This window comes from Archangium sp., assembly GCF_045802675.1.
Classification (GTDB): domain Bacteria; phylum Myxococcota; class Myxococcia; order Myxococcales; family Myxococcaceae; genus Archangium.
Genome location: NZ_JBJMQO010000052.1, coordinates 89,076 through 113,776, shown reverse-complemented (window position 1 = coordinate 113,776; position 24,701 = coordinate 89,076). Strand labels below are relative to the sequence as shown.

Genomic DNA, 24,701 nt, shown 5'->3' with positions numbered 1-24,701 from the left:
GAAGGCACCAGCTTAGCGGGTGAACGCACGGGCCGCGAGACCATCACCCCCGTCCCCTGCTCGAATGCTTCTCACGTGGCCGCTCCCTACCCTCCGGGGTCCCGCGCTCACCCCGCCCCTTCACGGAGGAAGAAGCGCACCGGGATGACGAGCTCGGCCGAGTCCCGGCTCAGCGCCGCGGGCAGGGGGGAGAAGGGCGCGGCCGCCTCCACCATGCGCAGGGCCTCGGCGTCCAGCACCCGGAAGCGCGAGGAGCCCTCGAGCCGGGGCGGCGCCCCCAGCGAGCCGTCACGGTTGATACGTATGCGGACCAGCGCGGTGCCCTCCAGGCCGAGCCGCATCGCCTGCGCCGGGTAGCGCCGCTGCCGCGTGATGTGCCGCGAGAGCCGCTCGCCGTACGCCCTCAGCTCCGCGTCCACTCCCCCCTCTGGCGCGCCTCCTCCCGGGGCCCCCGCTCCCGAGGGGCCCGCGCCCCGCCCCTCCCCCACCAGGCCTCCTCCGCCCGGCGCGCCTCCCCCTCCACCCCCAGGGGTTGCTGGAGCCGTCGCCACCAGTCCCTCCGCGCCCGGTGTGGCTCCCGGCGTCTCGGGCTCTGAAGGAGCGGCAGGGGCCTCCGCCCGGACTTCGGGTGGGGGCTCCACCCGCTCCGCGCGTGTGGCCAACGTCTGCTCGCCTGTCTCGGGAGTGGCCGGCCCGCGCGCACGAACCGGCCCCACCGGGGACGAACGCGGCACCCGCTCGGGCGGCGGACGGACGGGCACGAGCGGCTCCACGTGCCCGGGGCCTCCAGTCCTCGCGGCCTCACGCCAGACGAGCTCCACATCGAGCAACGCCCGCGCCGGAGGGGCGCGCTCCGGCCGCGGCTCCGGTGCCAACGCACCGCACCACAGCGCCACGGCCCCGAGCGCGTGCAGCACCACCGAGGCGCCCAGGGCCAGGCCGACGCGGGACACGGAGCGCCCGGGCCCTCGCGAGGCATCGCGCTGCGTGGCTCTGTCGCGGGCTCCCGGCGTCATCTCCTCCGTGCCTGTATGTCATGGCGCTCCGGCCATCAACCGGCCCCCACGGCCCAGGGCGAGCGGCCCGCCAGGCACCGCCAGGCCTCAGAGGTACTTGCCGAAGAGCACCGTCACCCGCTCGGACAGCCGCTTGATGAGGCCGCGCCGCCGCCACGAGTCCCAGCGGATTTCAACCGAGTGGCTCATGTCCTGCTCGAAGTCCTGGGCGAGCCGCGCGGCCAGCGTCGTGTCGTCCACCACCAGCGAGCCCTCCTCGGCGCTGAGCGCCAGGGGGTCCAGGTTCGTCGAGCCCACCACCGACAGCCGGTCATCCACCAGCAGCGTCTTGGAGTGCATCATCGACACCTCGTACTCCCAGATGCGCACCCCGTTCTCCAGCAGCCGCGCGTAGGTGGCGCGCTGGCCCTCGTGCACCGGGGGGATGTCGTGGTGGCGCCCCGGCGTGAGCACCCGCACGTCCACGCCCGCCTTCGCCTTGGCGATGAGCATGTCCTGCATGGCCCCGGTGGGGATGAAGTACGAGTTGGCTATCCACAGCCGCTTCTTCGCCGAGGCGATGGCCAGCAGCGCCATGCGCTCGGCGTTGGTGAGCACCGGCGCGCCCGTGTGCCGCACGAAGCCGGCGCGCGCCTCGCCCGGGGAGGGGATGACGTCCGGGAAGGCCTCGGGCGGGAGCAGGCCGCCACCGGCCTCCTGCCAGTTCTGCGCGAACGCGAGCTGCATCCCGCGCACCGCCGGCCCTTGCACCCAGATGTTGGCGTCGCGCCACTCGTCCGGCTTCTGCCCGTTGCCCTCCCAGCTCTTCCAGATGCCCCAGCCGCCGGTGAGCCCGGACACGCCATCGCGCACGGCGATTTTACGGTGCAGCCGCGCCTGGAAGCGCTTCATGTTCAGCTCGGAGATGGCGCCCTGCAGCGGGCGGAAGACGCGCACCTCGCAGCCGGCCGCCACCAACTGCGGCCCCACGTCGTCCTCGAAGCGGATGCTGCCCAACGGGTCCACCAGGATGCGGCAGGCCACGCCGGGGTGGCGCTCGCGCAGGGCCTTGATGAGCCGGTCCGAGGGGTCTCCCGGGCGCCAGATGTAGACGCCGATGTGGATGCTGGAGCGCGCGGCGCGAATCTCCTGCTCGAGCACGTCGAAGACATGGCCGTTGTGGACGAGCTCCACCTGGTTGCCCGGCTCCAGCTCCACGCCCAGCGCCTGGTACCAGGCGAGCGACAGGCCCTCGTGCGATTCCGGCACGTCGTCGCGGATGCGCAGCGCGAGGCGCTCATTGGGCAGGGGACAGCCCGCCAGCACGAGGGCGAGCAGCAGCAGCGGCCAACGGAGGTTCACGCGCGCAAGCTGCTCACGCCCGCCCGTGGCGGCCCGGGCGGGGGCACGCTCCGTCCACGGGTGGACAGGGGAGGACCCCCTCTGTCGGGTGGGACGCGGCGGCCGGGGTGGACGGGTGGACGAAGCGAGAGGGCGGCCCCATCCCTCTGGGCCGCACGGGCCCGCCGCGGCGCCCCTTCTGTCCGAGCACTCCGGGCCGGGGCGGCGGCACCAGGGGCCTCGTCTGGGACACCATGCGCCTGCCCGCTTCCCCGCTGTCCACCCTGACATCCGCCGTGTTCCTCGCGGTGCTGCTCGGCTCGCCGCTGGCCCTCGCGCGTCCCTTCACCGGCGTACCCGAGGCGCCCTGGGCGGCCCGGGCCCGGGGCCTCCCCGCGGCGCTCGCCCTGCTGCCCGCCGGGGGCGTCGAGTTCCCGTCCATCCCCGTCGAGCCGGCGCCCAAGACGAACCACTCGGACAGCCCGCGCGTCGACCCGGCCCGCCCCAACGCGAGCCGCGCCGCGGCCCTGATGGCGGACGCTCCTGTCTCCCCTGGCGCCTGGATGGCATACGGCACGTTCTCGCTGGTGCCGCTCGGAGGCGTGTACGGCGCGAGCCGCCTGGGCGGAGAGCGGCTGTGGGTGACGGCGGCGGAGACGGCGGCCGGGAGCCTCGCGGGCTCGCTGCCCGGGGGACTGCTCTTCCTGCAACCAGCGGAGGCGGGCGGACGGTGGACGGAGCTGGACGTGGCGAGCTTCGGCGTGGGCCTGGCGCTCACGCCCCCCATCGCGGCCCTGGGCACCTGGGGCCTGGGCGAGCTGGCCTTCCACGGCAGCCAGGACCGGGGCAGCGCCTACCTCGGCGCGCTGGGCGGCGCGGCCGTGGGCATGTTGCTGGGCGTGGCGGTGCACGGACTGCTGGAGGAAGTGGTAGGCAACCGCAGCAAGCTCATGTGGTTCCGCAAGGCCATCGCCCTGGGCTTCATCGGCTCGGGCGCCACCGTGGGGTACCAGTGGGCGGGCGGAGGCCCGCGCGACCCGCGTTGAACCCCCAGGAGGCGCCCCACCCTTGGTAGGTTCCCACTCCCTACCCACCCCCCAGAGGCCCTCCGCGATGAAACGACTCCCGCTGCTGCTGTGCACCAGCCTGCTGCTCCTCACCTCCGCCTGCGGCTCGAGCTCCAGCTCGGGAGACCCCACCCAGGTGACGTACGCGGAGTCGCTGGGCGTGGACCTCAACGCGATGGACCGCAGCGACTCGGGCCTCTACACGCAGGACCTGGTGGTGGGCACCGGCGCCGAGGCCACCCCCGGCCGCAAGCTCCAGATGCACTACTCGGGCTGGCTCCCCAACGGGATGCTCTTCGACACCAGCCGCACCACCGGACAGACCTTCTCCTTCACGCTCGGCCAGGGCGAGGTGATTCAGGGCTGGGACGAGGGCGTCGCCGGCATGCGGGTGGGCGGCCAGCGCCGGCTCGTCATCCCCTCCGAGCTCGGCTACGGCGACAGGGATCTCGGCACCATCCCGCCCAACTCGGTGCTCATCTTCGACGTGGAGCTCATCAGCGTCCGCTGAGGCCCTCCGCCGCGACTGCCCACCGGGAACTCCCCCATGACCGACTTCATCGAGGTCTACGACAACGTCCTGTCACCGCGCATGTGCCAGGAGGTCATCCAGCTCTTCGAGCAGAGCCCCCACCAGTACCGGGGCCAGACCGGGGGCGGCGTCGACCTCACCAAGAAGGACAGCTACGACCTCGTCCTCAACCAGCACCCCGAGTACGACGCCCTGCTGCGGCGCCTGCTGGACGCGGCCTTCCCCCCGCTCAAGAGCTACCTGCGCAAGTACCTCTACACGCTCGTGGGCGCCGTCTCGCTCGCGCTCAAGCACCCGAAGACGGGCGCGGTGGTGACGCTCACGCGGGAGAACTTCGCGGAGATTGGCGACCCGAACATCGACCGGCTCATCGGCACGCTCTACCGCTACGGCAACCTCCAGGTGCAGAAGTACCTCCGGGGCTCGGGGGGCTATCCGCACTGGCACTCGGAGGTGTACCCGAAGGACGCCACCTGCGAGCCGCTGCACCGCGTGCTGGCCTTCCAGTTCTACCTCAACGACGTCACCGGGGGCGGCGAGACCGAGTTCTTCTACCAGGAGAAGAAGGTCCAATCGAAGGCGGGCCGGCTGCTCATCTTCCCCGCCGGCTTCACCCATACCCACCGCGGCAACACGCCCACGTCCGGCGACAAGTACATCATCACCTCGTGGGTGATGTTCCACCGCGCCGAGACGATGTACGGCGGCCCCGCGCAAAAGTGAGGCCCGGAGACGGGCTCAGGCCTTGGGCTTCCACGAGGCGCGCACGGTGAAGCCCTTGGAGTCCTTGTCGATGATGTCCACCTGGGGCTGCTCGGTGCCGCTGGCGCGCAGGCCCGCGAGCACCAGGCCCGAGGTGAAGTGGCGCAGCGGCTCGTCCGTCTCGTTGAACCACAGGTCCATCACCGTGGGGCCCACCTCGGTGATGCGCACCTCGGAGTAGTTGTTGCCGGTGCGGAAGTTCTTCTGCGCGCGCTGCAGCGTCCGCTTGGGCCCGAGCAGCTTCAGCATGGAGAACATGGCGCTGCCAATCATCGAGTCCTGGTAGCCATCAATCATCCGCTCGCCCAGCTTGCGCCAGGCCATTTCGCGGCGCTCGCGCGGGAAGGCCACCGGGGCGCTGAGCTCCACGCACCGGCACCACGTCTGCACCGGGTAGGCGGGCAGCAGCTGCTTGTCCAGGTCCACCCCCACCGAGCGCAGCTGCGCCTTGAGCTCCGCGGGCACCCCCTCGTGGAAGGTGCGCGCGAAGAGTCCCTGGAGCGTGTGATTGAAGATGAGTGGCGGATGCGACATGCGGCGTTCACCTAGCACGGTGACTCGGGGAGTGGGAGGGGCTGCCGCCGGGTGTTTGACGCGACGCGCCAGCCCGGAGCGTCGTACCGAGGATGCATGGGAGACCCGAACCGGCACTTATGCCCGCCCGGACAGGGGCCTTGTTGAGGCGACGGCCGAGCCGTTAAGGGTTCGTCCCTCCCTCACAGACATGAAGTTCCCCCCATGAAACAGTACGAGAAGAAGCTCGACGCGAACGGCCGCCCCTACCTGGAGACGCACCTGTCGGGGCTGGTGCTCACCCGCCTGCCCCTGCTCAACAAGGTCACCTCCTTCACGCTCGAGGAGCGGCGCGAGTTTGGCCTGCTGGGCCTGCTGCCCACGCACGTCTCCACGCTGGACGAGCAGATCGAGCGCTCCTACGCCAACTTCCGCTCCTTCCGCTCGGACCTGGAGAAGCACGTCTTCCTGCGCGCCCTGCAAGACCGCAGCGAGGTGCTCTTCTACGCCCTGCTCAACCGGCACATCGAGGAGATGATGCCCATCATCTACACCCCCGTGGTGGCGCAGGCGGTGGAGCAGTTCAGCCGCATCTACCGCTACCCGCGCGGCCTGGTGGTGAGCCCGGAGAACATCGGCGACATCGACGCGATGCTCGCCAACACGCCCTTCCCGGACGTGCAGCTGATTGTGGCCACGGACAACGAGGGCATTCTGGGCATTGGCGACCAGGGCTTCGGCGGCCTGGCCATCTGCATCGGCAAGCTGTCGCTGTACACGGCCGCGGCGGGAATCGACCCGGCGGTGACGCTGCCGGTGGAGCTGGACGTGGGCACCAACCGCAAGGAGCTGTTGGATGACCCGCTCTACCTGGGCGTGAAGCGCCCGCGCATGGAGGGCAAGGAGTACGACGACTTCATCCACACCTTCGTGACGGCCCTCAAGAAGCGCTTCCCCAACGTGCTGGTGCAGTGGGAGGACTTCAGCAAGCAGAAGGCCTTCGACGTGCTGGACAGGTACCGGGACGTGCTGCCCTCGCTCAACGACGACGTGCAGGGCACGGGCGCGGTGGTGCTCGCGGGCCTGCTGTCGGCCACGCGGCGCAGCCAGACGACGCTCGGGCAGCAGGTGTACGTGGTGCACGGCGCGGGCGCCGGCGGCGTGGGCGTGGCGCGGCAGATTGTGCGCGGCATGGAGCGCGAGGGGATGAGCACGAAGGAGGCGCGCGAGCGCATCTACCTCATCGACTCCAAGGGCCTCATCCTCAAGGACCGCAAGGGGCTGGAGCCGTACAAGCTGGAGTTCGCGCACGAGCCCTCGCGCGTGGCGGGGTGGAAGCCGCAGGGCGGCATTCCGAGCCTGCTGGAGACGGTGCGCGAGGCGAAGGTGACGGTGCTGCTGGGCCTGAGCGGCCAGCGCGGGGCCTTTGGCGAGGACGTGGTGAAGGCGGTGGCGGCGAACACGCCGTACCCGGTGGTGTTCGCGCTGAGCAACCCGACGGCGAACAGCGAGGCGGTGCCGGCGGACATCTACAAGTGGACGCAGGGCAAGGCGCTGGTGGCCACGGGCAGCCCCTTCGAGGACGTGGAGTGGGACGGGGCGCCGCACCCGGTGGGACAGGGCAACAACGCCTTCATCTTCCCGGGACTGGGGCTGGGCGTGCTGCTGACGCGGGCGAAGCGGGTGACGGACGGCATGCTGACGGCGGCGTCGCTGGCGCTGGCGGACTACACGGACGGGGCTCGGCTGGCACAGGGCGCGCTCTACCCGCGCATGGACCGGCTGCGCGCGGCGAGCCGGCAGGTGTGCATCGCCGTGATGCGCCAGGCGGTGAAGGAGGAAGTCGCCATGCGCAAGCTGCCCGAGGATCTCGAGGGCCTGCTCGAGGCGGAGATGTGGCGGCCCGAGTTCCTCCCGCTCAAGCGCGCGCCGGGGACGTGAGCCGCAGGCGGTGAGTTAGCGCCGGGAGGCCTTCTTCACGGTCTTCCGGCGCGTGGCCCCGGTGGACTCGCGCGCGGCCGTCTTCGCCGAGGTCCGCCGGGGCGCTGTCTTGGGGGCCGTCTTCCGGACGAGCTTCTTCGGGGGAACCTTCCCCATCTGCTCGTCGGTCAGCACGGGATACAGGTCGCAGGCCCCGGCGTACTTCTGGGTGAGCTTACCCTCGGGCGTGTAGATGCCGGCGTGCACGAGGGACTCGAAGAACTCGCGCTTCGTCATGCTCCTGAGCCTGGCCAGGCTCCTCTCGCGCGCTTCCGCGTCGGGATCAGGCGGCAGGGTGGTGATGGTGCGCAGCCGGCGCTCCTTGCTGATGGAATGTCTGCTCATGACCTCTCCACGTTGGGACGGAAGACCCCGACGATGCAGCTCGGGTTGCGTACCGTCAGTTGAATGTGGGTCTGCTTGAGAATCCCTGAGCCCGGGAAGACCGGCTCCCCCTCGAGGAATCCGCAGCGCACGGTGTCGTAGCGCCGCCCCTCTTCCTGCTCGAGGAACTCCAGGTACCAATCGAGCACCGCGCGATCCCGATAGCGGAGTTTGTAGTCGGGTGCCGGCCCGGCGTTCCGCGGCAATGGCAGTTTCTCGGGCGGCTGGCTCTCCATCCACGGCACGTAGGCCGCCGCCAGTTCGCTGGTGAAACGGGTGTCCAGCAAGTCGAAGCAGTCGCCGAGCTGAATCAACGCCCCCACGTAGGCCGGAGTCCGGACCCTGCCCCGCTCCACCTGCTCCTGGGCGAACTGGAGCGCACGGTCCTCGCCGTACTCCCAGAAGTAGATGCCCTCTCCCAGCCAGTCGTATGCATTCTGGCTGGGTTCGAGCGACGCCCCACCGAGAAGCCGCTCGGCCACGCCCGCATCACATCCGTGATAGGCGACCACCATTCGGTCATAACGCATACGAATCACCCTACCGCAAAGGTAATCCCTTGTCGATAGGTTGCCAACCTGTCCGGTCACGCCGCTTGACGCTTCTCCGCCCGCCCTCTACTCCTGCCGAGAGCCCGTTACCGCCGCCGAGGTCCCCCACCATGAGCTCTCCGCGCACCTCTCCGTATGGCGCCAGTCCCGGCGCGGACGTCGTCCTCCACGGCACCGTCAGCCCCGGCTTCGAGGAGGTCCACGAGGCGTTCCGCCGCAACTTCTCCGAGCGCCAGGAGCTCGGCGCCGCGTGCACCGTCTACCACCGCGGGCACAAGGTCGTGGACCTCTGGGCCGGCTGGAAGGACGCCCGCACCCGCGAGCCCTGGCAGCAGGACACCTGCACCCTCGTCTTCTCCACCACCAAGGGCATGGCCGCCCTCACCGCCGCCGTGGCCCACTCCCGAGGTTGGCTCGACTACGAGGCCCCCATCGCCTCCTACTGGCCCGAGTTCGCCCAGGCCGGCAAGGCCCGCATCACCGTGCGCCAGCTCCTCGCCCACCAGGCCGGCCTCCCCGCGCTCGACGAGGACATGGATGCCCAGAAGCTCGCCGACCTCGACGCCCTCGCGCGCGTGCTCGCCCGCCAGAAGCCCGCCTGGGAACCCGGCACCCGCCACGGCTACCACTCCTTCACCATCGGCTGGTACCTCGGCGAGCTCATCCGCCGCGTCGACCCCCGGCACCGCTCCCTCGGGCGCTTCTTCCAGGACGAGGTCGCCACCCCGCTCGGCCTCGACTTCCACATCGGCCTGCCCCGCGACGTGCCCGCCTCGCGCATCGCCCGGCTCCAGGCCCTCCCCTCCCTCCACGTGCTCAAACACGAGCACTCGCTGCCCTGGGAGATGATTCTCTCCTTCCTCTGGAGCGGCTCACTCACCGCGCGCGCGCTCGGCAACCCCCGCTCGCGCCAGCTCTCCGACTTCGACCGCCCCGAGTTCCACGCCCTCGAGCTGCCCGCCTCCGGCGGCATCGGCAACGCGCGCGCCATCGCCCGCGCCTACGGTGCGCTCGCCACCGGCGGCGCGGAGCTGGGCCTCACCCCCGCCACGCTCGCCGCCCTCACCGCGCCCCCCGTCCTCCCCTCCCGCGGCACCAAGGACGTCGTCCTCAAGGCGCACACGGCCTTCTCGCTCGGCTACACGCGCCACTGCCCCACGCTCAGCTTCGGCCCCAACCCGCGCGCCTTCGGCACCTCGGGCGCGGGCGGCTCGCTCGGCTTCGCGGACCCCGAGGCCCAGGTGGGCTTCGGCTACGTGATGAACCGCGCGGGCTTCCACCTCATGAACGACCCGCGCGCCCTCGCCCTGCGCGAGTCCGTCTACCGCGCCCTCGCGCGCCTGCCCTCCTCCGCCGCGCGCGCGGCCTGAGCGCCCGCCTCCCCGCGGGGGCCCGCCTTCACTTCCTCGCGCCGGGCCCGCTGCCGCGCGGCACGTGCACGGTGAAGGTGGTGCCCTCCTCGCCGGTGCCCACCTCCACCCGGCCTCCGTGCCCCTCCACCACCTGGCGCACGATGTAGAGCCCCAGCCCCAGGCTCCCCGAGGGCCGGAACGTCGACATGCCCCGCCGGAAGGGCTCGAAGAGCACCGGCACCAGCTCGGCCGGGATGGGCGCTCCCGCGTTGGACACCGACACCGCCACCTCCTCCGGCGTGCCGCTCACCCGCACCCGCACCGCCGTGCCCTCCCGCGCGTGCCTGAGCGCGTTGGACAGCAGGTTGGAGAGCACCTGGCGCAGGCGCGGCCCGTCCCACCACCCCTCGAAGACACCCTCCCCCTCCAGCTCGAGGTCGCTGCTCGGGTGCGTCACCGAGAACTCGTCGATGACCTCGCGGCACAGCCGCATCAGCTCGTTCGCCGAGCGCTCCAGCGGAATGCCTCCGCCCAGCCGCCCGCGCGTGAAGTCCAGCAGGTCCGACACCATCTTCCCCATGAGGTCCGCGCTGTTGGCGATGCGCCCCGTCATGCGCAGCAGCGCTTCCGGACTGGGCCGCTCCAGGCGCTGCAGCGTGCGCGCCCCCAGGGAGATGGCCTGCAGGGGATTGCGCAAGTCGTGGCTCACCACGCCGATGAACTGCTGCTCCAGCTCGGAGCGCTGCCGCGTCTCCTCGTAGAGCCGGGCCCGCTCGAGGGCCTGGGCGCCCAACCCGCAGAGCGACTCCAGGTGCGCCTTCTCCTGGGCGCTGAAGCGGCGCGGCGTGGCGAAGCTCAACGCCAGCACCCCCACCACCCGCTCTCCGGCCTTCAGGGGCAGCGTGCCCCAGGAGCGGCTGCGGCTGCCCCGGGCCCACGCCGCGGCCCGCGGCCAGCCCCGCGCGAAGGCCTCGAGGGACTCAATCCACACCGCGCGCCCCGTGCGCGCCACCTCCGTGGGAGGCGTCAGCGCCCGCAGCGGCAGGGACTGGCTCTCGCTCAGCACCTCCTCGCCGTACCCGCTGGCCCCGAGCACCACCAACTCCTCGCCCACCACCAGGCTGACGGCGCCCGCGCAGGCCTCCAGGGACTTCAGCCCGTGCTCCACCAGCGCGTCCGCCACCTGCCTGGGCGTGAGCGCGTGGGCGAAGACGGCCGTGGTCGCCTGGAGGGCCTCGGCATGCCGCTCGGCCAGCTTGCTCTCGGTGATGTCCAGCACGGTGCCCAACAGGCGCAGCCGCCCATCCGCGCCGGTGCACACCCGGCCCCTCGAGGCCACCCACCGCAGCACCCCATCCTCGAGCCTCACCGCGCGGTACTCGGCTTCATAGACGTCGCCGTCCTGGCGGGACAACGCGCTCCGGGCCAGCTCCCCCACCCGCTCGCGCTCCTCCGGGTGCACTGCCTCCATCCACCGCTCGGGGCTCACGGGGACGCCGGGTGGCACGCCGAACAGCTCCCGGGTGCGCGCGTCCCACTCCAGCGCGCGCGTGGCCGGGTCGTAGCTCCACACCCCGAGCGCGGCGGACTCCAGCGCCAGGCGCAGCCGCTCCTCGCTCCCGCGCAGCGACTCCTGGGTGGCCGTCTGCTCGGTGATGTCCTCCACCGTGAGCACGCTGGCGACGAGGGCCCCCTGCGCATCGCGCACGGGCGCGGCGCACGCCCGGGTGAGCCGGGTGGTGCCATCGTCGCGGCGCACGAGCAGCTCCTCCGTCACCTCCTGGCCCTCGCTCAGGCAGCGCGACAGGGGCAGCTCCTCCAACTGGTAGGGCCGGCCGTCCGGGTGCTGGGCGAGGTCCGCGCGGAACTCCGCCACCGAGTCCTTCACGGAGGAACCGATGAGGGAGGTGAGCCGCTCGTTGGTGAGCAGCGTGCGTCCCGAGGGCGCCTCGGCGATGAGCACCCCCGTGGGCATCTGCCGCAACACGGCCTCGAGCAGCCGCTGCTGGGACTCGCGCTCGGCCATGAGGCGCTCGAGCTCGCGCTCGGCCCGGCGGCGCGCGGAGATGTCCAACACCACCGTCACGCCCCGGCGGGACTCGCCCTCGAACAACGCGCCGCCGCGAATCACATCCATCCGCGAGCCGTCCTTGCGCAGGTACTGCTTCTCCACCAGCCCCGACTCGCCCTCCTGGAGCACGGACGCCATGTCGCGATGGTCCTGCTCCTGCCACTCCGAAGGCGTCATCCTCCGCCAGTCGAGCTCCCCGCGCTCCAGCTCCTCGCGGGTGTGGCCCACCATGGAGAGGAAGGTGTCGTTGGCCTCGAGGATGGAGCCGTCCAGGTCCCAGTGGAAGATGCCCACCATGCCGGACTCGGTGAGCCGCCGCGCGCGCACCAGGGAGCGCTCCAGCTCGCGCTGCAGCCGCTCCTGCTCGACCTGGGACTCCTCGCGCTCGCGCTGGCGGGCCAGCTCTCCGCGGCGCATGCGCACCAGGGCCCACGTCTGCGCCACCAGGTGCTTGGGCTCTATCGGCTGGGGGATGTAGCCATCCGCGCCGTCCTCGAAGAGCCGCGCCTCCAGCTCCTCGTCGCGCAGCAGGGCGGAGATGTAGAGGATGGGGATGGCGGCGGTGGCCGGGTCCTCCTTGAGCCGGCGGCACACGTCGAAGCCGCTCATGTCCGGCAGCCGCACGTCCAGCACCACCACGTCCGGCTTCAGGGCCGCCGCCGTCAACGCCTCCTGGCCGCTCGCCGCCTCCAGCACCTCCATGCCCGCCATGCGCAGCGCCTTGACGACGAAGTAGCGCTTGGCCTCGATGTCATCCACCACCAGCACCCGGCCCTCGATGCGGGGGGTGGAGACGGGGGCGGACGGGGTGGGGCTGCTGCTGCTCGACACGATGCGGACTCCCTGCTCGCCTCGAGGGACGGCGTGCGCGAAGACTACTTGTCAGCAAACGCCGAGGCCCGTCCTGGCACTCCCGGGCCCGGCTGTCGAGCACCTCACGGGCCCGGCGCGGCGGCCCTCACCGCGGAAGGCAACGCGTCCTCCCGGGACACGTGCACGGTGAAGGTGGTGCCCTCCTCGCCGGTGCTCACCTCCACCCGGCCTCCGTGCCCCTCCACCACCTGGCGCACGATGTAGAGCCCCAGTCCCAGGCTCCCCGAGGGCCGGAACGTCGACATGCCCCGCCGGAAGGGCTCGAAGAGCACCGGCACCAGCTCGGACGGAATGGGCGGGCCCGCGTTGGACACCGACACCGCCACCTCGTCCGGCGCGCCGCTCACCTCCACGTGCACCTCCGTCCCCGCGCGCGCGTGCCTCAGCGCGTTGGACAGCAGGTTGGAGAGCACCTGGCGCAGGCGCGGCCCGTCCCACTGCCCCTCGCAGCGCACGTCTCCCACCAGGCGGATGCCCTGGGTGGGGTGCGTCACCGAGAACTCGTCGATGACCTCGCGGCACAGCAGCACCAGGTCGTTGCGCGAGCGCTCCAGCGGAATGCCTCCGCCCAGCCGCCCGCGCGTGAAGTCCAACAGGTCCGACACCATCTTCCCCATGGTGTCCGCGCTGTTGGCGATGCGCCCCGCCGTGCGCAGCAGCGCCTCCGGGGTGGTGGGCCTCTCCAGACGCTGCAGCGTGCGCGCCCCCAGGGAGATGGCCTGCAGGGGATTGCGCAAGTCGTGGCTCACCACGCCGAGGAAGCGCTGCTCCAGCTCGGCGCGCTGCCGTGCCTCGTCCTTGGCCCGGCGCTCCTCCTCGAAGAGCAGGGCGCGCGCCAGCGCCTGGGCGCACAGCTGGCAGAGCGACTCCAGGTGGGCCCTGTCCCGTGGGCTGAAGGTGCGCAGCGAGGCGAAGCTCAACCCCAGCACGCCCACCACCCTGTCCCCGTCCTTGAGGGGCGTGCTCAGCCAGGTGCGGCTGCGGCTGCCCTGGATGGTGCGGGCGAACTCGGGCCAGTCGCGCTCCAGGGCGTCGGAGGCCTGCAGCCAGTACGTCTGGCCCTCGCGCACCGCCCGGGTGGAGGGCGTGTCATGGGTGAGCGACACGAGGCCGTAGTCCCGGGAGATGTTGGGCGGGTAGCCGAAGTGGCTGAGCACCCGCATGTACCCGCCGTCCACCAGGCTGAGGGCGCCCGCGTAGGCGTCCATCGACTTGAGCCCGTGCTCCACCAGCGCGTCGGCCACCTGCTGGGGGGTGAGCGCGTGCGCGAAGGCGGCGGTGGTGGCCTGGAGCTCCTCGGCGCGCTGCTCGTTGAGCTTGCGCTCGGTGATGTCCAGCCACGTGCCCGAGAAGCCGCAGGGCCGCCCGTCCGCCCCGAAGAGGACGCGGCCCCGCGCGGAGAGCCAGCGCAGCACCCCATCCTGGAGCCCCACCACCCGGTACTCGGCCGAGAAGAAGCCGCCGTGCTCGCCGGTCAACGCGGCCCGCACCGCCGCCTCCACCCACTCCCGGTCCTCCGGGTGCGCCGCCGCCCGCCACACCTCCGCGTTCATGGGCGTCTCGGCGGACAACCCGAGCAGCTCCCGGGCGCGCGCGTCCCAGTGGTGCTCCCTGGTGGCCAGCTCGTAGCTCCACGTGCCGAGCTCGGCCGCGTCGAGCGCCAGCTGCAACCGCGCCTGGCTCGACTCCAGCTCCGCCATGAGGATCTCGAGCCGGCGCTCCATCCGCCGCCGCTCGGTGAGGTCCACCACCATCGTCACGCCGCGGTGGGGCTCGCCGTCGAACGCGGCGACCCCCAGCATCACGTCCACCGGCGTGCCGTCCTTGCGCAGGTACTGCTTCTCGAACAGCTCGCTGACGCCCCGGGTGCGCAGCTCCTCGAGGGCCCGGGCGTCCACCGCGTCCCACTCCGGGGGCGTCATCGTCCGCCAGTCGATGAGGCCCCGCTCCAGCTCCTCGCGCGAGTAGCCCACCATGGAGAGGAAGGTGTCGTTGGCCCCGAGGATGGAGCCGTCCAGGTCCCAGTAGAGGATGCCCACCATGCCGGACTCGGTGAGCCGCCGCGCGCGCGCCTGCGACCTCGCCAACTCACGCTGCAGCCGCTGCTGCTCGGCCAGGGCCTCCTCGCGCTCGCGCTGGCGGGCCTGCTCCGCCCGGCGCATGCGCACCAGGGCCCACGTCTGCGCCACCAGGTGCTTGGGCTCTATCGGCTGGGGGATGTAGCCGTCCGCGCCGTCCTCGAAGAGCCGCTCCTCCAGCTCCTCGTCGCGCAGCAGGGCGGAGATGTAGAGGACGGGGATGGCGGCCGTGGCCGGGTTGCGCTTGAGCCGGCGGCACACGTCGAAGCCGTTCATGTCCGGCAGCCGTACGTCCAGCACCACCACGTCCGGTTGCGCCGCCACCGCCGCGAGCGCCGCCTGACCGTCCGAGGCCTCCATCACCTCCATGCCCGCCAGGCTCAGCGTCTTCGCGATGAGGTAGCGCTTGGCCTCGGTGTCATCCACCACCAGCACCCGCCCCTCCACACGCGGGGTGAGGATCGGCATTCCTGAGGGCCCCCGTCGTGGAGAAGAGGCGTGGCTCGACACGATGAGGGCTCCCTATTCGCCTGGGGGGGACGCAGGCGGCAGCAGGCGGATTTCTGCCATGATCCCCGGGTTGGTCCTGGACACACGATGAACAGGTGTCGACCACTTCACGCGTCCCGGGCTCGCCCGCCCGCCCTCCAGCGGAGCGGTCTCACGGAGGGTGAAACCCTTCACCGCGAGTGAGGAGGGGAGCCCTCGGGCGGGTCCTCGTCCAGGCCGGGCAGCTCCAGCTGGGCCCGGGCCCGCCTGGAGCGCCGCCGGGGAGGCGCATCGGTGGGCAGCAGCTCGGGGACGTCCGTCCACCCGGCCTCGACGAGCTGCTCGAAGGAGGGCCCGGTGGCCACGGCCTCGAGCCGGCGCGCCTGCCGGTCCAGCTCGCGGATGGCCCCGAGCTTCTCCGCGTTGCCGAGCCTCGCCGCGTCCACCGCCGCGCGCAGCACGCGCAGCGTCTCGTCATAGACGTCGAGCCGCACCGGGAAGGGCTGCCGGTCCTTGCCGCCCTGGGCGAAGGCGAAGCGCGCGGGGTCCGTGAAGCGCGCGGGCGAGCCATGAAGCACCTCGGCGACGCTGGCGAGCGCGGCCACGGTGCGCGCGCCCACGCCGGGGGTGAGCAGCAGCTCGGCGAAGTCGCGAGGGCCCTGCTCGGCCGCGGCGGCCAGCGTGCCGTGGAGCCGGCGCAGCAGCACGTCGTCGCGCGTCACCTCCTCGTGCAGGGGCATCTGCAGGTGCGGCAGCGGCGGGGTGTAGGGCACGGGCTCGGGCCGGGGCCGCAGCTTGCGCAGCGCGCCGAGCACCACGTCCGGCCCCTGGGAGACGAGCTCCACCTGGGCGGCCCGGGCCCGTGCGGCGCGCTTGTCGGTGAGGTTGAGGATGACGCCCTGGGACAGGCCCTCGATGGCGGCGTGGGGCGCGTCCACGAAGCTGCCGAGGCCCTCGGAGAGCCAGTGGTAGCGCCGGGCCTGGCGGACGTCGGGGTTCATCCCCTGCTGCACCACCGCCCACGCGTTGTCGTCCGAGAGGATGAGGCTGTGGGCATACAGCTGGAAGCCGTCCTGCACCGCGGCGCTGTCCACCTTGGCCGTGAGGCGGCTGGCGCGCACGAGCGCGTCGGCGTCGATGCCCACCCGGTCGCCGATGATGCGCAGCTCATCCGGTGTGCGGCGCGCCTGCACGCCCTTGCCGCCCACCACGTACAGCCCGAGCTGGCGCCCGCCCGGCGTCAGCCCCCGCTTGAGCGCGCCGAGCACCGTGGTGGTGACGCCCGAGGAGTGCCAGTCCATGCCCATGACGGCGCCGAGCGACTGGAACCAGAAGGGGTGGGCGAGCCGGCGCAGCACCTCGTGGCGCCCGTAGTGGAGCACGAGCGCCTCCACCAGGAGGCGGCCCATGCGCGCCATGCGCTCGGCGAGCCAGTCCGGCACGCGGCCCGAGTGGAGGGGAAGGTCTGCACTGCCCGTTCTGTCCATGGTGACTCCGGAGGTAACCTCCTGGAGTCAACCTCTGGCCTCGGGTGCTTCTTCACGCACGGGGCCCGCGCGGCACGAGGCCGGCCGCCGGGCATCCGGTCATCCGCGGCGCCGGACAGAGCTCGAAGCGGGGCTCGAAACGGGGCTCAGTGCCGGCCGTTGGAGAGCACCCGCTCGTCGGCGGGCCGCTCGTCGCGCTTCATGAAGGACAGGACGCGCGCGGCGATCAGGTCCACGTCCTCGGGCGACAGCTGGCTCGAGCCGCGCGCGGGAGCGGCCGCCAGGCGCTTGCGCACCCCCGCCGCGAGGGCCTGGCCCTCCACCCGGCACGCCGACACCTCCGAGCGCAGCGCCGTCAGCTCCTGGCGCAGCTCCTCGAGCTGGGTGGACTGCTCGGCCTGGGCGCGGCTCATGTACGCGTAGCCCCAGGCGAGCGTCGCGGACCCCAGCGCCAGTCCCAGCAACCAACCACGAGGAGTCGAAGTAGGCATGAGCACACCCCAGGTACCACAGGTGGGAGAGGCACGCCACATAGCGCCACTCCACTGACAAAAGGGCGACAAGGGGTGGCGTTTAAACGCCAGGGGCGGCCAGGAGACACGGACAGGCAGTGGGGAAACGCCGCCCGTCCACCAGGAAGGACTCGATGAGGCTGGCCTCGCGGGGGAGGCACTCCTCGCCGGCCCAGTCCATCCACCCGCGCTCGCGGGCCCGGTGCGCCACGGCGTTCATCGAGCGGCGGTACGCGCGGCTGGCCGAGGCGAACACGCCATCGCGGTCCCCCACCCAGCGGCTGAGCCACCCCGGCACCCGGCCGAGCCCCAGCGCCGCGAAGTCGCCGCACTCGCGCCACAGGGCCCACTGGCGCCAGCCGTCCGGCAGCGCGCGCAGCTCCGGGAAGACGGCGTCCGCGTTGCGCAGCACCGCCCGCTCCGCGTCGCGGAACACCCGCAGCCACGTCTCGTGCGAGCCGCCCAGCGCCGGCCCCGCCAGCACCAGCGCCCGCTCCAGGTCCTCGTGGTGCGTCTCCAGGAAGGCCAGCGTGGCGCGCTGCTTGCGCAGCAGGTTGCGCGCGCCCAGGGGCCACCAGCGCGAGGGCGCGGCGATGTGCCGCAGCGCCCACACCTCGCGCCAGGCCTCCACGTCCAGCCGCGCACGCACGGGGGCGAGCGCCGGGGCCGTCTCCAGCTGGTGGCGCTCCTCGGGCGAGAGCAGCTCCCCGGCCTCCGCGCGCACGGCCTCGAGGATGCCCAGGCAGGTGAGCAGCTCCAGGTAGAGCCCCACGCGCACCAGCCAGCGCGGGTCCGGCAGGTGCGTGGTGTGCCGGGCCACGTCGCTCTCGATGGCCTCCAGGTACAGCCGCGCCTTGTCCATGCCGATGGTGAGCACGGGGTACCAGGGGTGGTGGGCCACCGAGACGCCGCCCATGCCTGGCCGCGAGGCCTGCACGCGCGCGTCCGGCCGCACCAGCCCATCGAGCACCCGCTGGTAGAGCGAGCCGAAGCCGCCCAGATCGTGGAGCTCCACCTCGGACGCGTCGCCCGAGAGCACCCGCTCGCCCGCGCACAGTTCCAGCAGCACGCGGAAGCGGCGGTGGAACAGGTGGCCGAGCGAGAAGGCCTCCGCGCCCTCTCGGCCCAGCCGCTCGAGTCCGTCGCGGACCGCGGCGTAGGGCAGCGCGGCGACATAGCTGCCCCGGGGCGTGGCCGGCGGCTCCTCGTGCGGCACGGAGCCGGAGGCACTGGCACACGCGGGCTGGCACAGGGGCACCTCGCGGCACAGCAGGCCGGGGAGCGCGCGGGGGCCGCCGTCCTCGGGCGAGTCCGGCAGCAGCCACACGGACATGCGCACGTGCAGGGACGCCTTCCCACGAGCGCAGGCCGAGCCCGGGTGCACCTCGTAGAGCAGCCAGAGCGCGCCGCGGTCCTCGCCGGGCGGGCGCCGGGAGTCGAAGAGGCCGATGTGCTGGCTACAGCCCTCTCCGGGCGACCGCGCCTCGTGGGCCGGGCGAGCACCCGCGCGGAAGGGAACGACACGCAGCCGGGGACGCGCATCCTCCAGCGGGATGACCTGCCGCAAGGCCCTCGGCTCCGGCTGGGAGCCGGACTCGGACTCGGACTCGGACTCGGACTCGGACTCGGACTCGGACTCGGAGGCGGCGCGGAGAGCGGATGCGGCGGAGACGGCAATACCAGGCGACACGGTTGGACCCCCTTCTCGTCGCACCTTCAGTGCAGAAGGGGGGCCGGACCGAATGTGACATTAAGGATGCCAGTTTATCGCAGGGCTCTCCTGGCGAGGCGGGCTCACCGGGGGGAAACGGGCACCGCTCCCTCGCCCGGGGAGGGCACCCGCGAGCGCCTACTTCTTCGAGCGCGACGAGGAGCTCCGGCGCGAGCGCGACGAGGAGCCCGAGCGGCGCGAGGAGCCGCTGCTCGACTTCCGCGTGCGCGACGAGCTGCCCGACTTGCGGCCGGTGCGGCCGCTGGCCGAGGTACGGCCGCGGGACTTGGCGCCGGTGCCGCGGGTGGAGCGGGCCGGCTTCGCCCGGCGCGAGGGGCTCTTCGCCTTGGACGTGGTGGAGCGCTTGGTGGTGGAGCTCTTCTTGGAGGAGCTCTTGGAGGAGCCCTTCGTCTCACCGGACTTGCGGCGCTGCTTGTTGACGACGCGGGCGGCGAGCTCCTCGGCACGGCCCGTGCTCGCGCCCCGCTTGCGGGCGGACTGCTTGATTTTGGCGTACTGGCGCTGGCGCTTCGGGTTCTTCACTCCACGCGGTGGCATCCGGTCCTCCTCCTGAGTGTCGGCTGGCTTGCGCGGGGAGGATGGGGATTCACATTCGCGTTCGAGAAGCCCTTGAATCGCGCGTGTGTCAGGCGGCGGACTGCTCGGAGGTGCCGCCTGCGTCCTCGGCCACCAGCAGGGTGATGAAGAAGCAGGTGCCGCGGCCCGGCTCGCTCTCGACGCGAATCTCCCCGCCGAGCGCGGTGATGATGCGGTGGCACACCGAGAGCCCCAGCCCCGTGCCCACGCCCTTGGGCTTGGTGGTGAAGAAGGGGTCGAAGATGCGCCGCAGGTGCTCGGGGGGGATGCCGCCGCCGGTGTCGCGCACCTCCACGGTGACGCGGCCGGGCTCCGAGACGCGGGCCACCACGCGCACCTCGTTCTCCATCATCCGGCCCGGTTCAATGGCGTGCGCCGCGTTGATGAAGAGGTTGAGGAACACCTGGCCCAGGCGCGTCGAGTTGGCCTTCACCAGGGGCACGCCGGAGCACTCCTCCACCAACCGGGCGCGGTCGCGCAGCTCGTGCCGGGCCATCTTCGCCGAGGCCCGTACCACCGCCGCCACGTCCACCGGGCCGAGCGCCACGTCATCCGCCCGCGCCATGGACTTGAGGTCCTGCACGATGAAGCGCACGCGCTCGGCGCCCTCGCTGGCCTCGGAGAGCGCGGCGATCATCTCCTGGCGGGCCTCCTCGGACGGGGTGCCCATCAGCTCGCACAGCTCCTGGTGCACGTAGCGCAGGTTGCTGAGGATGTAGGCCAGCGGGTTGTTGATTTCATGGCCCACGCCCGCCGCCAGCCGCCCCACCGCGGCGAGCCGGTCCGCGAAGAGCAGCTGCTCCTGGGCGGCCTGGAGCTGGTAGAGGCTGTCCTTCAAGCGGTCATTGGCCTCGGCGAGCTCCACGGTGCGCTCGAGCACCGTCTTCTCCAGCAGGGCCTGGTAGCGCTGGGCCTCGCGCTCGGAGGCCTCGGCCTCGGCCTGGATGAGCCGCCGCTTCTCCTCCAGCGAGTCGCGCAGCTCCCGGGCCATCCGGTCGAAGGCGCGCGCCAGCATGCCCAGCTCGTCATGGCCCGCGTGGGGGGTGTGGATGTCGAAGTCCCCCCGCCCGATGCGCTCGGCCGCGGAGGACAGCTGCTGGAGCGAGCGCCGCAGGGGGGTGAGGATGGCGAAGCCGAGCGTCACCACGAGCACCAGCCCCAGCAGGGGGAAGAAGAAGGCCATCTGCCGGGAGAGCGTCACGTTCTCGTCCCACCGCAGGCCCTTGGCTTGCAGCTCGGCCCGCTCCTCTTCCTCCATGTCCTGGATGCGCTGGCCCACGGTCTGCTCGAAGCGCGAGTACAGCAACCACTCCACCGTGGAGCCCACGGACGAGCCCGCGGGCAGGGCGCGCACCTGCGACTCGGCCCACTCGGCCCATGTGCGCAGGGCCTCGCGCAGCGCCCGTATCTCCTCGCGCTCGTGGTCCACTCCGTCCTGGGCCTCGCGCGGCAGGCTGTCCTCGAGCCGCGCCACCTCCGCGTCCACCCGCCCCATCAGCTCGCGCCGCACCAGCGCGGTGTCGCCCCCCGCCAGCCGCGCCTGGGCGAGCTGGTTGAGGTAGGGCCAGGCCACCGAGTGCAGCTGGTTGTAGCTGTCGAGCTGCTCCTGGGTGGCCAGCACCTGCTCGCGGATCCGCTGCCCCTTGCGCGCGCCGATGAAGAGGTTGACGCCCATGAGGCCCACGAGCCCGACGGCCAGCAGCGCGAACAGGAATACCTTGGCGCGAATCGTCATGGCCCCTCCCCTCTGCCCGCGGGGGAGCGGACAATCCTCCCCTGCAGCCGCTGGTAGATGTCGAGCACCAGCCGCAGCTCCTGCTCGGTGCGCTGCTCGATGGCGGCGTAGTCGCGGCCCTCGTAGCTCTCCCAGACGCTCTTGCTGGAGCCCTTGCGCTCGCGCAGGCCCAGCCGCCCGGCCATCTCCCGCGTCGTCTTGGGGTAGAGCACGGGCTCCTCGGGGAAGAGGAAGCTGGCCTCGTTGGCCAGCTCGATGGGGCGGGCCTTGAAGAAGACCTCGAAGAGCTCGGCGGGGCTGGCCAGCTCGTTGAAGAGGCAGCGGCAGTAGAGCGCCGGCAGGTCGAACTTGGAGATGCCCGCGCCGCACACGACGAGGTCCACCGCGGGCTTGCCGAGGATGCGCACGTTCTCCTCGCGCTGCAGCCGCCACTCCTCCTCGAAGCGCGCCTTGATGGCCGAGAGCAGCGCGGCCTCGGAGGCGAAGTTCCACAACCACAGGCCCTGGAAGGGGGGCGCCTCGGGGATGGGGTCCACGAAGCGCTTGCTGAAGAAGCAGCCGCCCAGCAGCAGGTGACCCGGCCGCGCGGGATTGACGACGAGCGAGCTGCGGCTCGCGGTCCGGTCATCCGGCGGTGCATAGGCTTCCAGGTCGAAGAACAACATCCGTCACCTCACCCGAGCGGCGCGGGCCCTACGGTGGGAGACAGGCTACCACCACCCGGGCCGGGGGCCTCGCCGTGCGGCTGACGACACTCGCCCCGGCGGAGTTCCCCACCTGGACACTCGCCCTGTCGTGCAGGTGTCACCCCCTGGCTGGGTCGGCGGCCGGGCGGGCCGTGAAGTGCTTGGATGGGAAGGCTTTCCCAGGAGGACCGCCGTGCCGACTCCCCAGCAACTGCTGTGTGCCGCGCTCGCGGCTGGATGCATCGTCTGCACCACCCCGGCCGAGGCCCGCTTCGGCAAATCGGGGGGCTCCGGCTCCTCGGGCTCGGGCTCGTCCGGCGGGGGAGGCTCACGCGGCTCCGGCGGCCCCGGGGGCTCGAGTTCCGGAGGCTCGCACGGCTCCGGACACGGCGGTGGGTGGAGCCCCCACGAGCATGGCGGCGGAGGCGGGCACGAGCGCGTCCACGACGCCACCCCGGTGGGCCAGGAGTCGGATGGCCATGACGGCCATGGCGGCTCGCATGGCGGCGGGGGTGGGCCTCCGGACAGGGGGCCCCGGCGGGCCATCCTCTTCCTGGGGCACGCGTGGCTCTGGCACCATGAAAACGAGTACTACCGTCGGCACGGCCCGTACCCGGTGGCGACGCAGGAGCCGGAGCCAGACGAGCCGAGCCACCCCGTCATGGTGCGCCTGGGCGCGGAGGGCCAGCGGCTGAGGGACGGCGGCGCGTGGGGCTTCAACCTGGGCATCGAGGAGCGGCGCTGGGGTGTGTCCACGCGCTTCACGGCGCTGGCGCTGCTGGCGGATGACGGCTCGGACGGCGTGGACCACCTGCAGTTGATGGAGGCGCACGTGACGTTCGCCCCGCTGGTGAGCGAGTTCGGGCGGTTGCGCTTCGAAGGAGGCGTGGCGGCGGCGCGCGCGCCGGACGTCACCTTCGTGGGCCCGAGCCTCGCGGCGTCCTTCGAGCGCTGCCTGGTGGGGGCGTTGGATTTGGAGGGCCGGGTGCAGTGGGTGCCGATTCCGCACCTGCAGTTGGACGGGCAGGCGGGCCTGGCGGTGCACCTGGGCGTGTTGACGCTGCGGGCCGGTTGGAGAGGGCTGCTGTTGGATGACCGGGGCCTGGTGGACGGCGAGGTGCACCGGGACGTGCTGGGTGGCCCGTTCGGAGGCCTCGGCCTGAACTTCTGACTCGACTTTCGCCATGTCTGACCTGTTCCGCGTCTCGGCGGCGAGATGTTCGGCGCAGACGCGGACGTCCCTGGCCCATGGGTTCGCTGCTCGGTCCTCCTGGCCCACTCCGTGCTTGGGCGCCGGACACCATGTCCGGACTTCATGACCTCTTCGCCCGCTATACCTTCGGCCACCCCGAACGGGCCGAGGCCGAACTGCGCGCCGTCCTTCCGGCCCATGTCGTCTCCGAGGTGGACTGGTCGAGCCTGCGCCTGGAGTCCGGCAGTGTGGTGGACCCGGAGCTGCGCGAGACGGAGAGCGATCTGCTCTTCACCGCGCGCCTGCGCACGGGCCGCTCGCTGCTGCTGTACGTGCTGCTGGAGCACCAGTCGACGGTGGACCCGTGGATGGCGTTGCGGATGCTGCGCTACGTGGTGCGCCAGGTGGAGCGCTGGCGCCAACAGCACCCGGAGAGCAAGGGACTGCCCGTCATCATCCCTCTCGTCATGTATCACGGGCCGGAGGGCGCCTGGACGGCACCTCGCCGGGTGGAGGACCTTTTCGAGCTGCCTGGGGAGACGGAGGAGGCGCGGAGTCATTGGCGAGCGTTGGTGCCGCGCTTCGAGTACCTGCTCGATGACCTGACAGCCGAGCGCGAGACGGCGCTGAGAGCACGGCCCGGCCCGCCACTGGCACAGCTGGCGTGGCTGGTGCTGCGCTATGGGCGGAGTGACGAACTGGCCCACCGTCTCCCCAAGTGGACGGCCCTGTTCGCACAAGTGCAGGCCAGTCCCGAGGGTGCTGAGCATCTGGTGGTGGTCATCCGTTACCTGCTTTGGACCGGGGACGAGGCCACCCGTGCAGCCGCGGGGCAGGTGCTACATTCGGTGATAGGCGCACAGCAAACGGAGGCGCTGATGGGAAGCTGGGCCGAGGAAATGATCGAGCGGGGACTTCAGAAGGGTCTGGAGAAGGGGCTGGCGCAGGGTCTGGAGAAGGGGCTGGTGCGCGGCAGGGAAGAAGGGTTGATCCGGGGGCGTGCCGAGAGCCTCCTGCGGATTCTCGCGAGACGGGGGATTCACGCCGACGAAGCCACCCGGCAGCACATCCTCGACTGCACCGAGGTGGAGACGCTCGACCGCTGGTTAGACCGGGCCTTGCAGGCCACGACCCTCTCCGACGTGCTGAACGGCGAGGCTCACGCGTCAGAGCAGAACGACTCGTAGAACGGTGCGCGATGCCGGGGTCCGAGGGCGCCGGAGTAAAGGTACGAGAGGGAGGGCGTGGACCTTCGAGCCGGGCGCGCCGACGCTCCGTACGAGCGCTGGGGCCCACGCGAACCTCGCAACCACTGGAAGTGCCGCACGTTCAATGAATCCCTGGTGTGGGAGTCCATCAGTGAACTTGCCTGGGCCCGCCCGCCGGTCAGTCGAGGACCCGGCAATGTTTCTGGGTTGGACCGTGCTTATATGCCTGCCTGGAATGCGAGGCACCCGAGAGAACCCCCCCACCGTGGCGTACACGGTGGACATCAGCCCGGAAGCCTGGAGGCAGCTGGCCACCCTTCCGGCTGACGACTACGGGCGCATCCGAGCGAAGCTGGACGCACTCGCCAACGAGTTGCTGTCCATGCATCCGTCCCCCTGGCCGGCCCCCGGGACGCAAGGGCCGGGCGCGGATGCCAGGGCCTCCATCCTCGAGGGCTTCGCCGTGCTGTATGGCGTCGACAGCGAACGCAGGCGGCTCACGGTCCTGGAAGTCACACGACGTCTTCCGATGGAGGAGTGAACCGGAGGCTCCCGGCACGAGGGAAGGTGGACCGAGCCAGGGCC

Annotated in this window: 21 protein-coding genes; 8 read left to right on the top strand and 13 right to left on the bottom strand. The window is 71.9% G+C overall.

Annotated features, from left to right (window positions below):
- Nucleotides 1-107: 107 nt before the first annotated feature.
- Nucleotides 108-1,016 carry an energy transducer TonB gene (locus tag ACJ8AN_RS15935; RefSeq protein ID WP_407756210.1) on the bottom strand — a complete coding sequence of 303 codons (909 nt, stop codon included), beginning with the start codon at nt 1,014-1,016 and terminating at the stop codon, nt 108-110.
- Nucleotides 1,017-1,103: 87 nt separating this feature from the next.
- On the bottom strand, nt 1,104-2,357 hold the full coding sequence (locus ACJ8AN_RS15930) for a phospholipase D-like domain-containing protein (RefSeq protein ID WP_407756209.1): 1,254 nt from the start codon (nt 2,355-2,357) through the stop codon (nt 1,104-1,106).
- Between the two features lie 233 nt (nt 2,358-2,590).
- On the opposite strand from ACJ8AN_RS15930, the gene ACJ8AN_RS15925 reads away from it, so the two are divergent.
- The 3 genes from ACJ8AN_RS15925 to ACJ8AN_RS15915 all read left to right on the top strand — a co-directional run bounded on the left by ACJ8AN_RS15925 (nt 2,591) and on the right by ACJ8AN_RS15915 (nt 4,658).
- Entirely contained in the window at nt 2,591-3,382 is a 792-nt protein-coding gene (locus ACJ8AN_RS15925) for a hypothetical protein (protein ID WP_407756208.1), read from the top strand.
- Nucleotides 3,383-3,449: 67 nt separating this feature from the next.
- Entirely contained in the window at nt 3,450-3,914 is a 465-nt protein-coding gene (locus ACJ8AN_RS15920; protein ID WP_407756207.1) for an FKBP-type peptidyl-prolyl cis-trans isomerase, read from the top strand.
- A gap of 36 nt (nt 3,915-3,950) precedes the next feature.
- Entirely contained in the window at nt 3,951-4,658 is a 708-nt protein-coding gene (locus tag ACJ8AN_RS15915) for a 2OG-Fe(II) oxygenase (RefSeq protein WP_407756206.1), read from the top strand.
- 15 nt (nt 4,659-4,673) lie between these two features.
- Here ACJ8AN_RS15915 and ACJ8AN_RS15910 read toward each other — a convergent pair whose 3' ends face one another.
- The gene (locus tag ACJ8AN_RS15910) at nt 4,674-5,231 is read right to left on the bottom strand and encodes a DUF2378 family protein (protein ID WP_407756205.1); all 558 of its coding nucleotides are present in this window, start codon (nt 5,229-5,231) and stop codon (nt 4,674-4,676) included.
- A 204-nt stretch (nt 5,232-5,435) separates the two neighbouring features.
- Here ACJ8AN_RS15910 and ACJ8AN_RS15905 point away from each other — a divergent pair, with 204 nt between their 5' ends.
- Nucleotides 5,436-7,151 carry an NAD-dependent malic enzyme gene (locus ACJ8AN_RS15905; protein WP_407756204.1) on the top strand — a complete coding sequence of 572 codons (1,716 nt, stop codon included), beginning with the start codon at nt 5,436-5,438 and terminating at the stop codon, nt 7,149-7,151.
- A gap of 15 nt (nt 7,152-7,166) precedes the next feature.
- Here ACJ8AN_RS15905 and ACJ8AN_RS15900 read toward each other — a convergent pair whose 3' ends face one another.
- The gene (locus ACJ8AN_RS15900; RefSeq protein ID WP_407756203.1) at nt 7,167-7,535 is read right to left on the bottom strand and encodes a hypothetical protein; all 369 of its coding nucleotides are present in this window, start codon (nt 7,533-7,535) and stop codon (nt 7,167-7,169) included.
- Nucleotides 7,532-8,104 carry a hypothetical protein gene (locus tag ACJ8AN_RS15895; protein ID WP_407756202.1) on the bottom strand — a complete coding sequence of 191 codons (573 nt, stop codon included), beginning with the start codon at nt 8,102-8,104 and terminating at the stop codon, nt 7,532-7,534. Before ACJ8AN_RS15895 ends, ACJ8AN_RS15900 begins: the two co-directional genes overlap by 4 nt.
- A gap of 131 nt (nt 8,105-8,235) precedes the next feature.
- On the opposite strand from ACJ8AN_RS15895, the gene ACJ8AN_RS15890 reads away from it, so the two are divergent.
- Complete coding sequence (locus ACJ8AN_RS15890; RefSeq protein WP_407756201.1) at nt 8,236-9,495, top strand: serine hydrolase domain-containing protein; 1,260 nt, start codon at nt 8,236-8,238, stop codon at nt 9,493-9,495.
- Between the two features lie 28 nt (nt 9,496-9,523).
- Here the strand turns inward: ACJ8AN_RS15890 and ACJ8AN_RS15885 are convergent, their stop codons facing one another.
- The 8 genes from ACJ8AN_RS15885 to ACJ8AN_RS15850 form a co-directional block, all read right to left on the bottom strand.
- The gene (locus tag ACJ8AN_RS15885) at nt 9,524-12,379 is read right to left on the bottom strand and encodes a PAS domain S-box protein (RefSeq protein ID WP_407756200.1); all 2,856 of its coding nucleotides are present in this window, start codon (nt 12,377-12,379) and stop codon (nt 9,524-9,526) included.
- 104 nt (nt 12,380-12,483) lie between these two features.
- A complete protein-coding gene (locus ACJ8AN_RS15880) occupies nt 12,484-14,967 on the bottom strand; it encodes a PAS domain S-box protein (RefSeq protein ID WP_407756199.1) in 2,484 nt (827 codons plus the stop codon).
- A gap of 212 nt (nt 14,968-15,179) precedes the next feature.
- Nucleotides 15,180-16,475, bottom strand: a complete 1,296-nt coding sequence (locus ACJ8AN_RS15875) for a DUF763 domain-containing protein (protein WP_407756198.1) — start codon at nt 16,473-16,475, stop codon at nt 15,180-15,182.
- Between the two features lie 146 nt (nt 16,476-16,621).
- Nucleotides 16,622-16,966 carry a hypothetical protein gene (locus ACJ8AN_RS15870; protein ID WP_407756197.1) on the bottom strand — a complete coding sequence of 115 codons (345 nt, stop codon included), beginning with the start codon at nt 16,964-16,966 and terminating at the stop codon, nt 16,622-16,624.
- An 82-nt stretch (nt 16,967-17,048) separates the two neighbouring features.
- Nucleotides 17,049-18,677, bottom strand: a complete 1,629-nt coding sequence (locus ACJ8AN_RS15865; protein WP_407756196.1) for a hypothetical protein — start codon at nt 18,675-18,677, stop codon at nt 17,049-17,051.
- A gap of 159 nt (nt 18,678-18,836) precedes the next feature.
- Nucleotides 18,837-19,256 (bottom strand): hypothetical protein, encoded by a 420-nt coding sequence (locus ACJ8AN_RS15860; RefSeq protein ID WP_407756195.1) that lies wholly within the window; start codon nt 19,254-19,256, stop codon nt 18,837-18,839.
- An 88-nt stretch (nt 19,257-19,344) separates the two neighbouring features.
- Nucleotides 19,345-21,030, bottom strand: a complete 1,686-nt coding sequence (locus ACJ8AN_RS15855; RefSeq protein ID WP_407756194.1) for an ATP-binding protein — start codon at nt 21,028-21,030, stop codon at nt 19,345-19,347.
- Nucleotides 21,027-21,695: a hypothetical protein gene (locus ACJ8AN_RS15850; protein WP_407756193.1), complete on the bottom strand. Its 669-nt coding sequence runs from the start codon at nt 21,693-21,695 to the stop codon at nt 21,027-21,029. Before ACJ8AN_RS15850 ends, ACJ8AN_RS15855 begins: the two co-directional genes overlap by 4 nt.
- A 214-nt stretch (nt 21,696-21,909) precedes the next feature.
- Between ACJ8AN_RS15850 and ACJ8AN_RS15845 the strand changes: the two genes are divergently transcribed.
- The 3 genes from ACJ8AN_RS15845 to ACJ8AN_RS15835 all read left to right on the top strand — a co-directional run bounded on the left by ACJ8AN_RS15845 (nt 21,910) and on the right by ACJ8AN_RS15835 (nt 24,657).
- Complete coding sequence (locus tag ACJ8AN_RS15845) at nt 21,910-22,887, top strand: hypothetical protein (RefSeq protein ID WP_407756192.1); 978 nt, start codon at nt 21,910-21,912, stop codon at nt 22,885-22,887.
- 131 nt (nt 22,888-23,018) lie between these two features.
- Complete coding sequence (locus ACJ8AN_RS15840) at nt 23,019-24,095, top strand: Rpn family recombination-promoting nuclease/putative transposase (RefSeq protein ID WP_407756191.1); 1,077 nt, start codon at nt 23,019-23,021, stop codon at nt 24,093-24,095.
- Nucleotides 24,096-24,351: 256 nt separating this feature from the next.
- Nucleotides 24,352-24,657: a type II toxin-antitoxin system RelE family toxin gene (locus ACJ8AN_RS15835; protein ID WP_407756190.1), complete on the top strand. Its 306-nt coding sequence runs from the start codon at nt 24,352-24,354 to the stop codon at nt 24,655-24,657.
- The last annotated feature ends 44 nt before the right edge of the window (nt 24,658-24,701 follow it).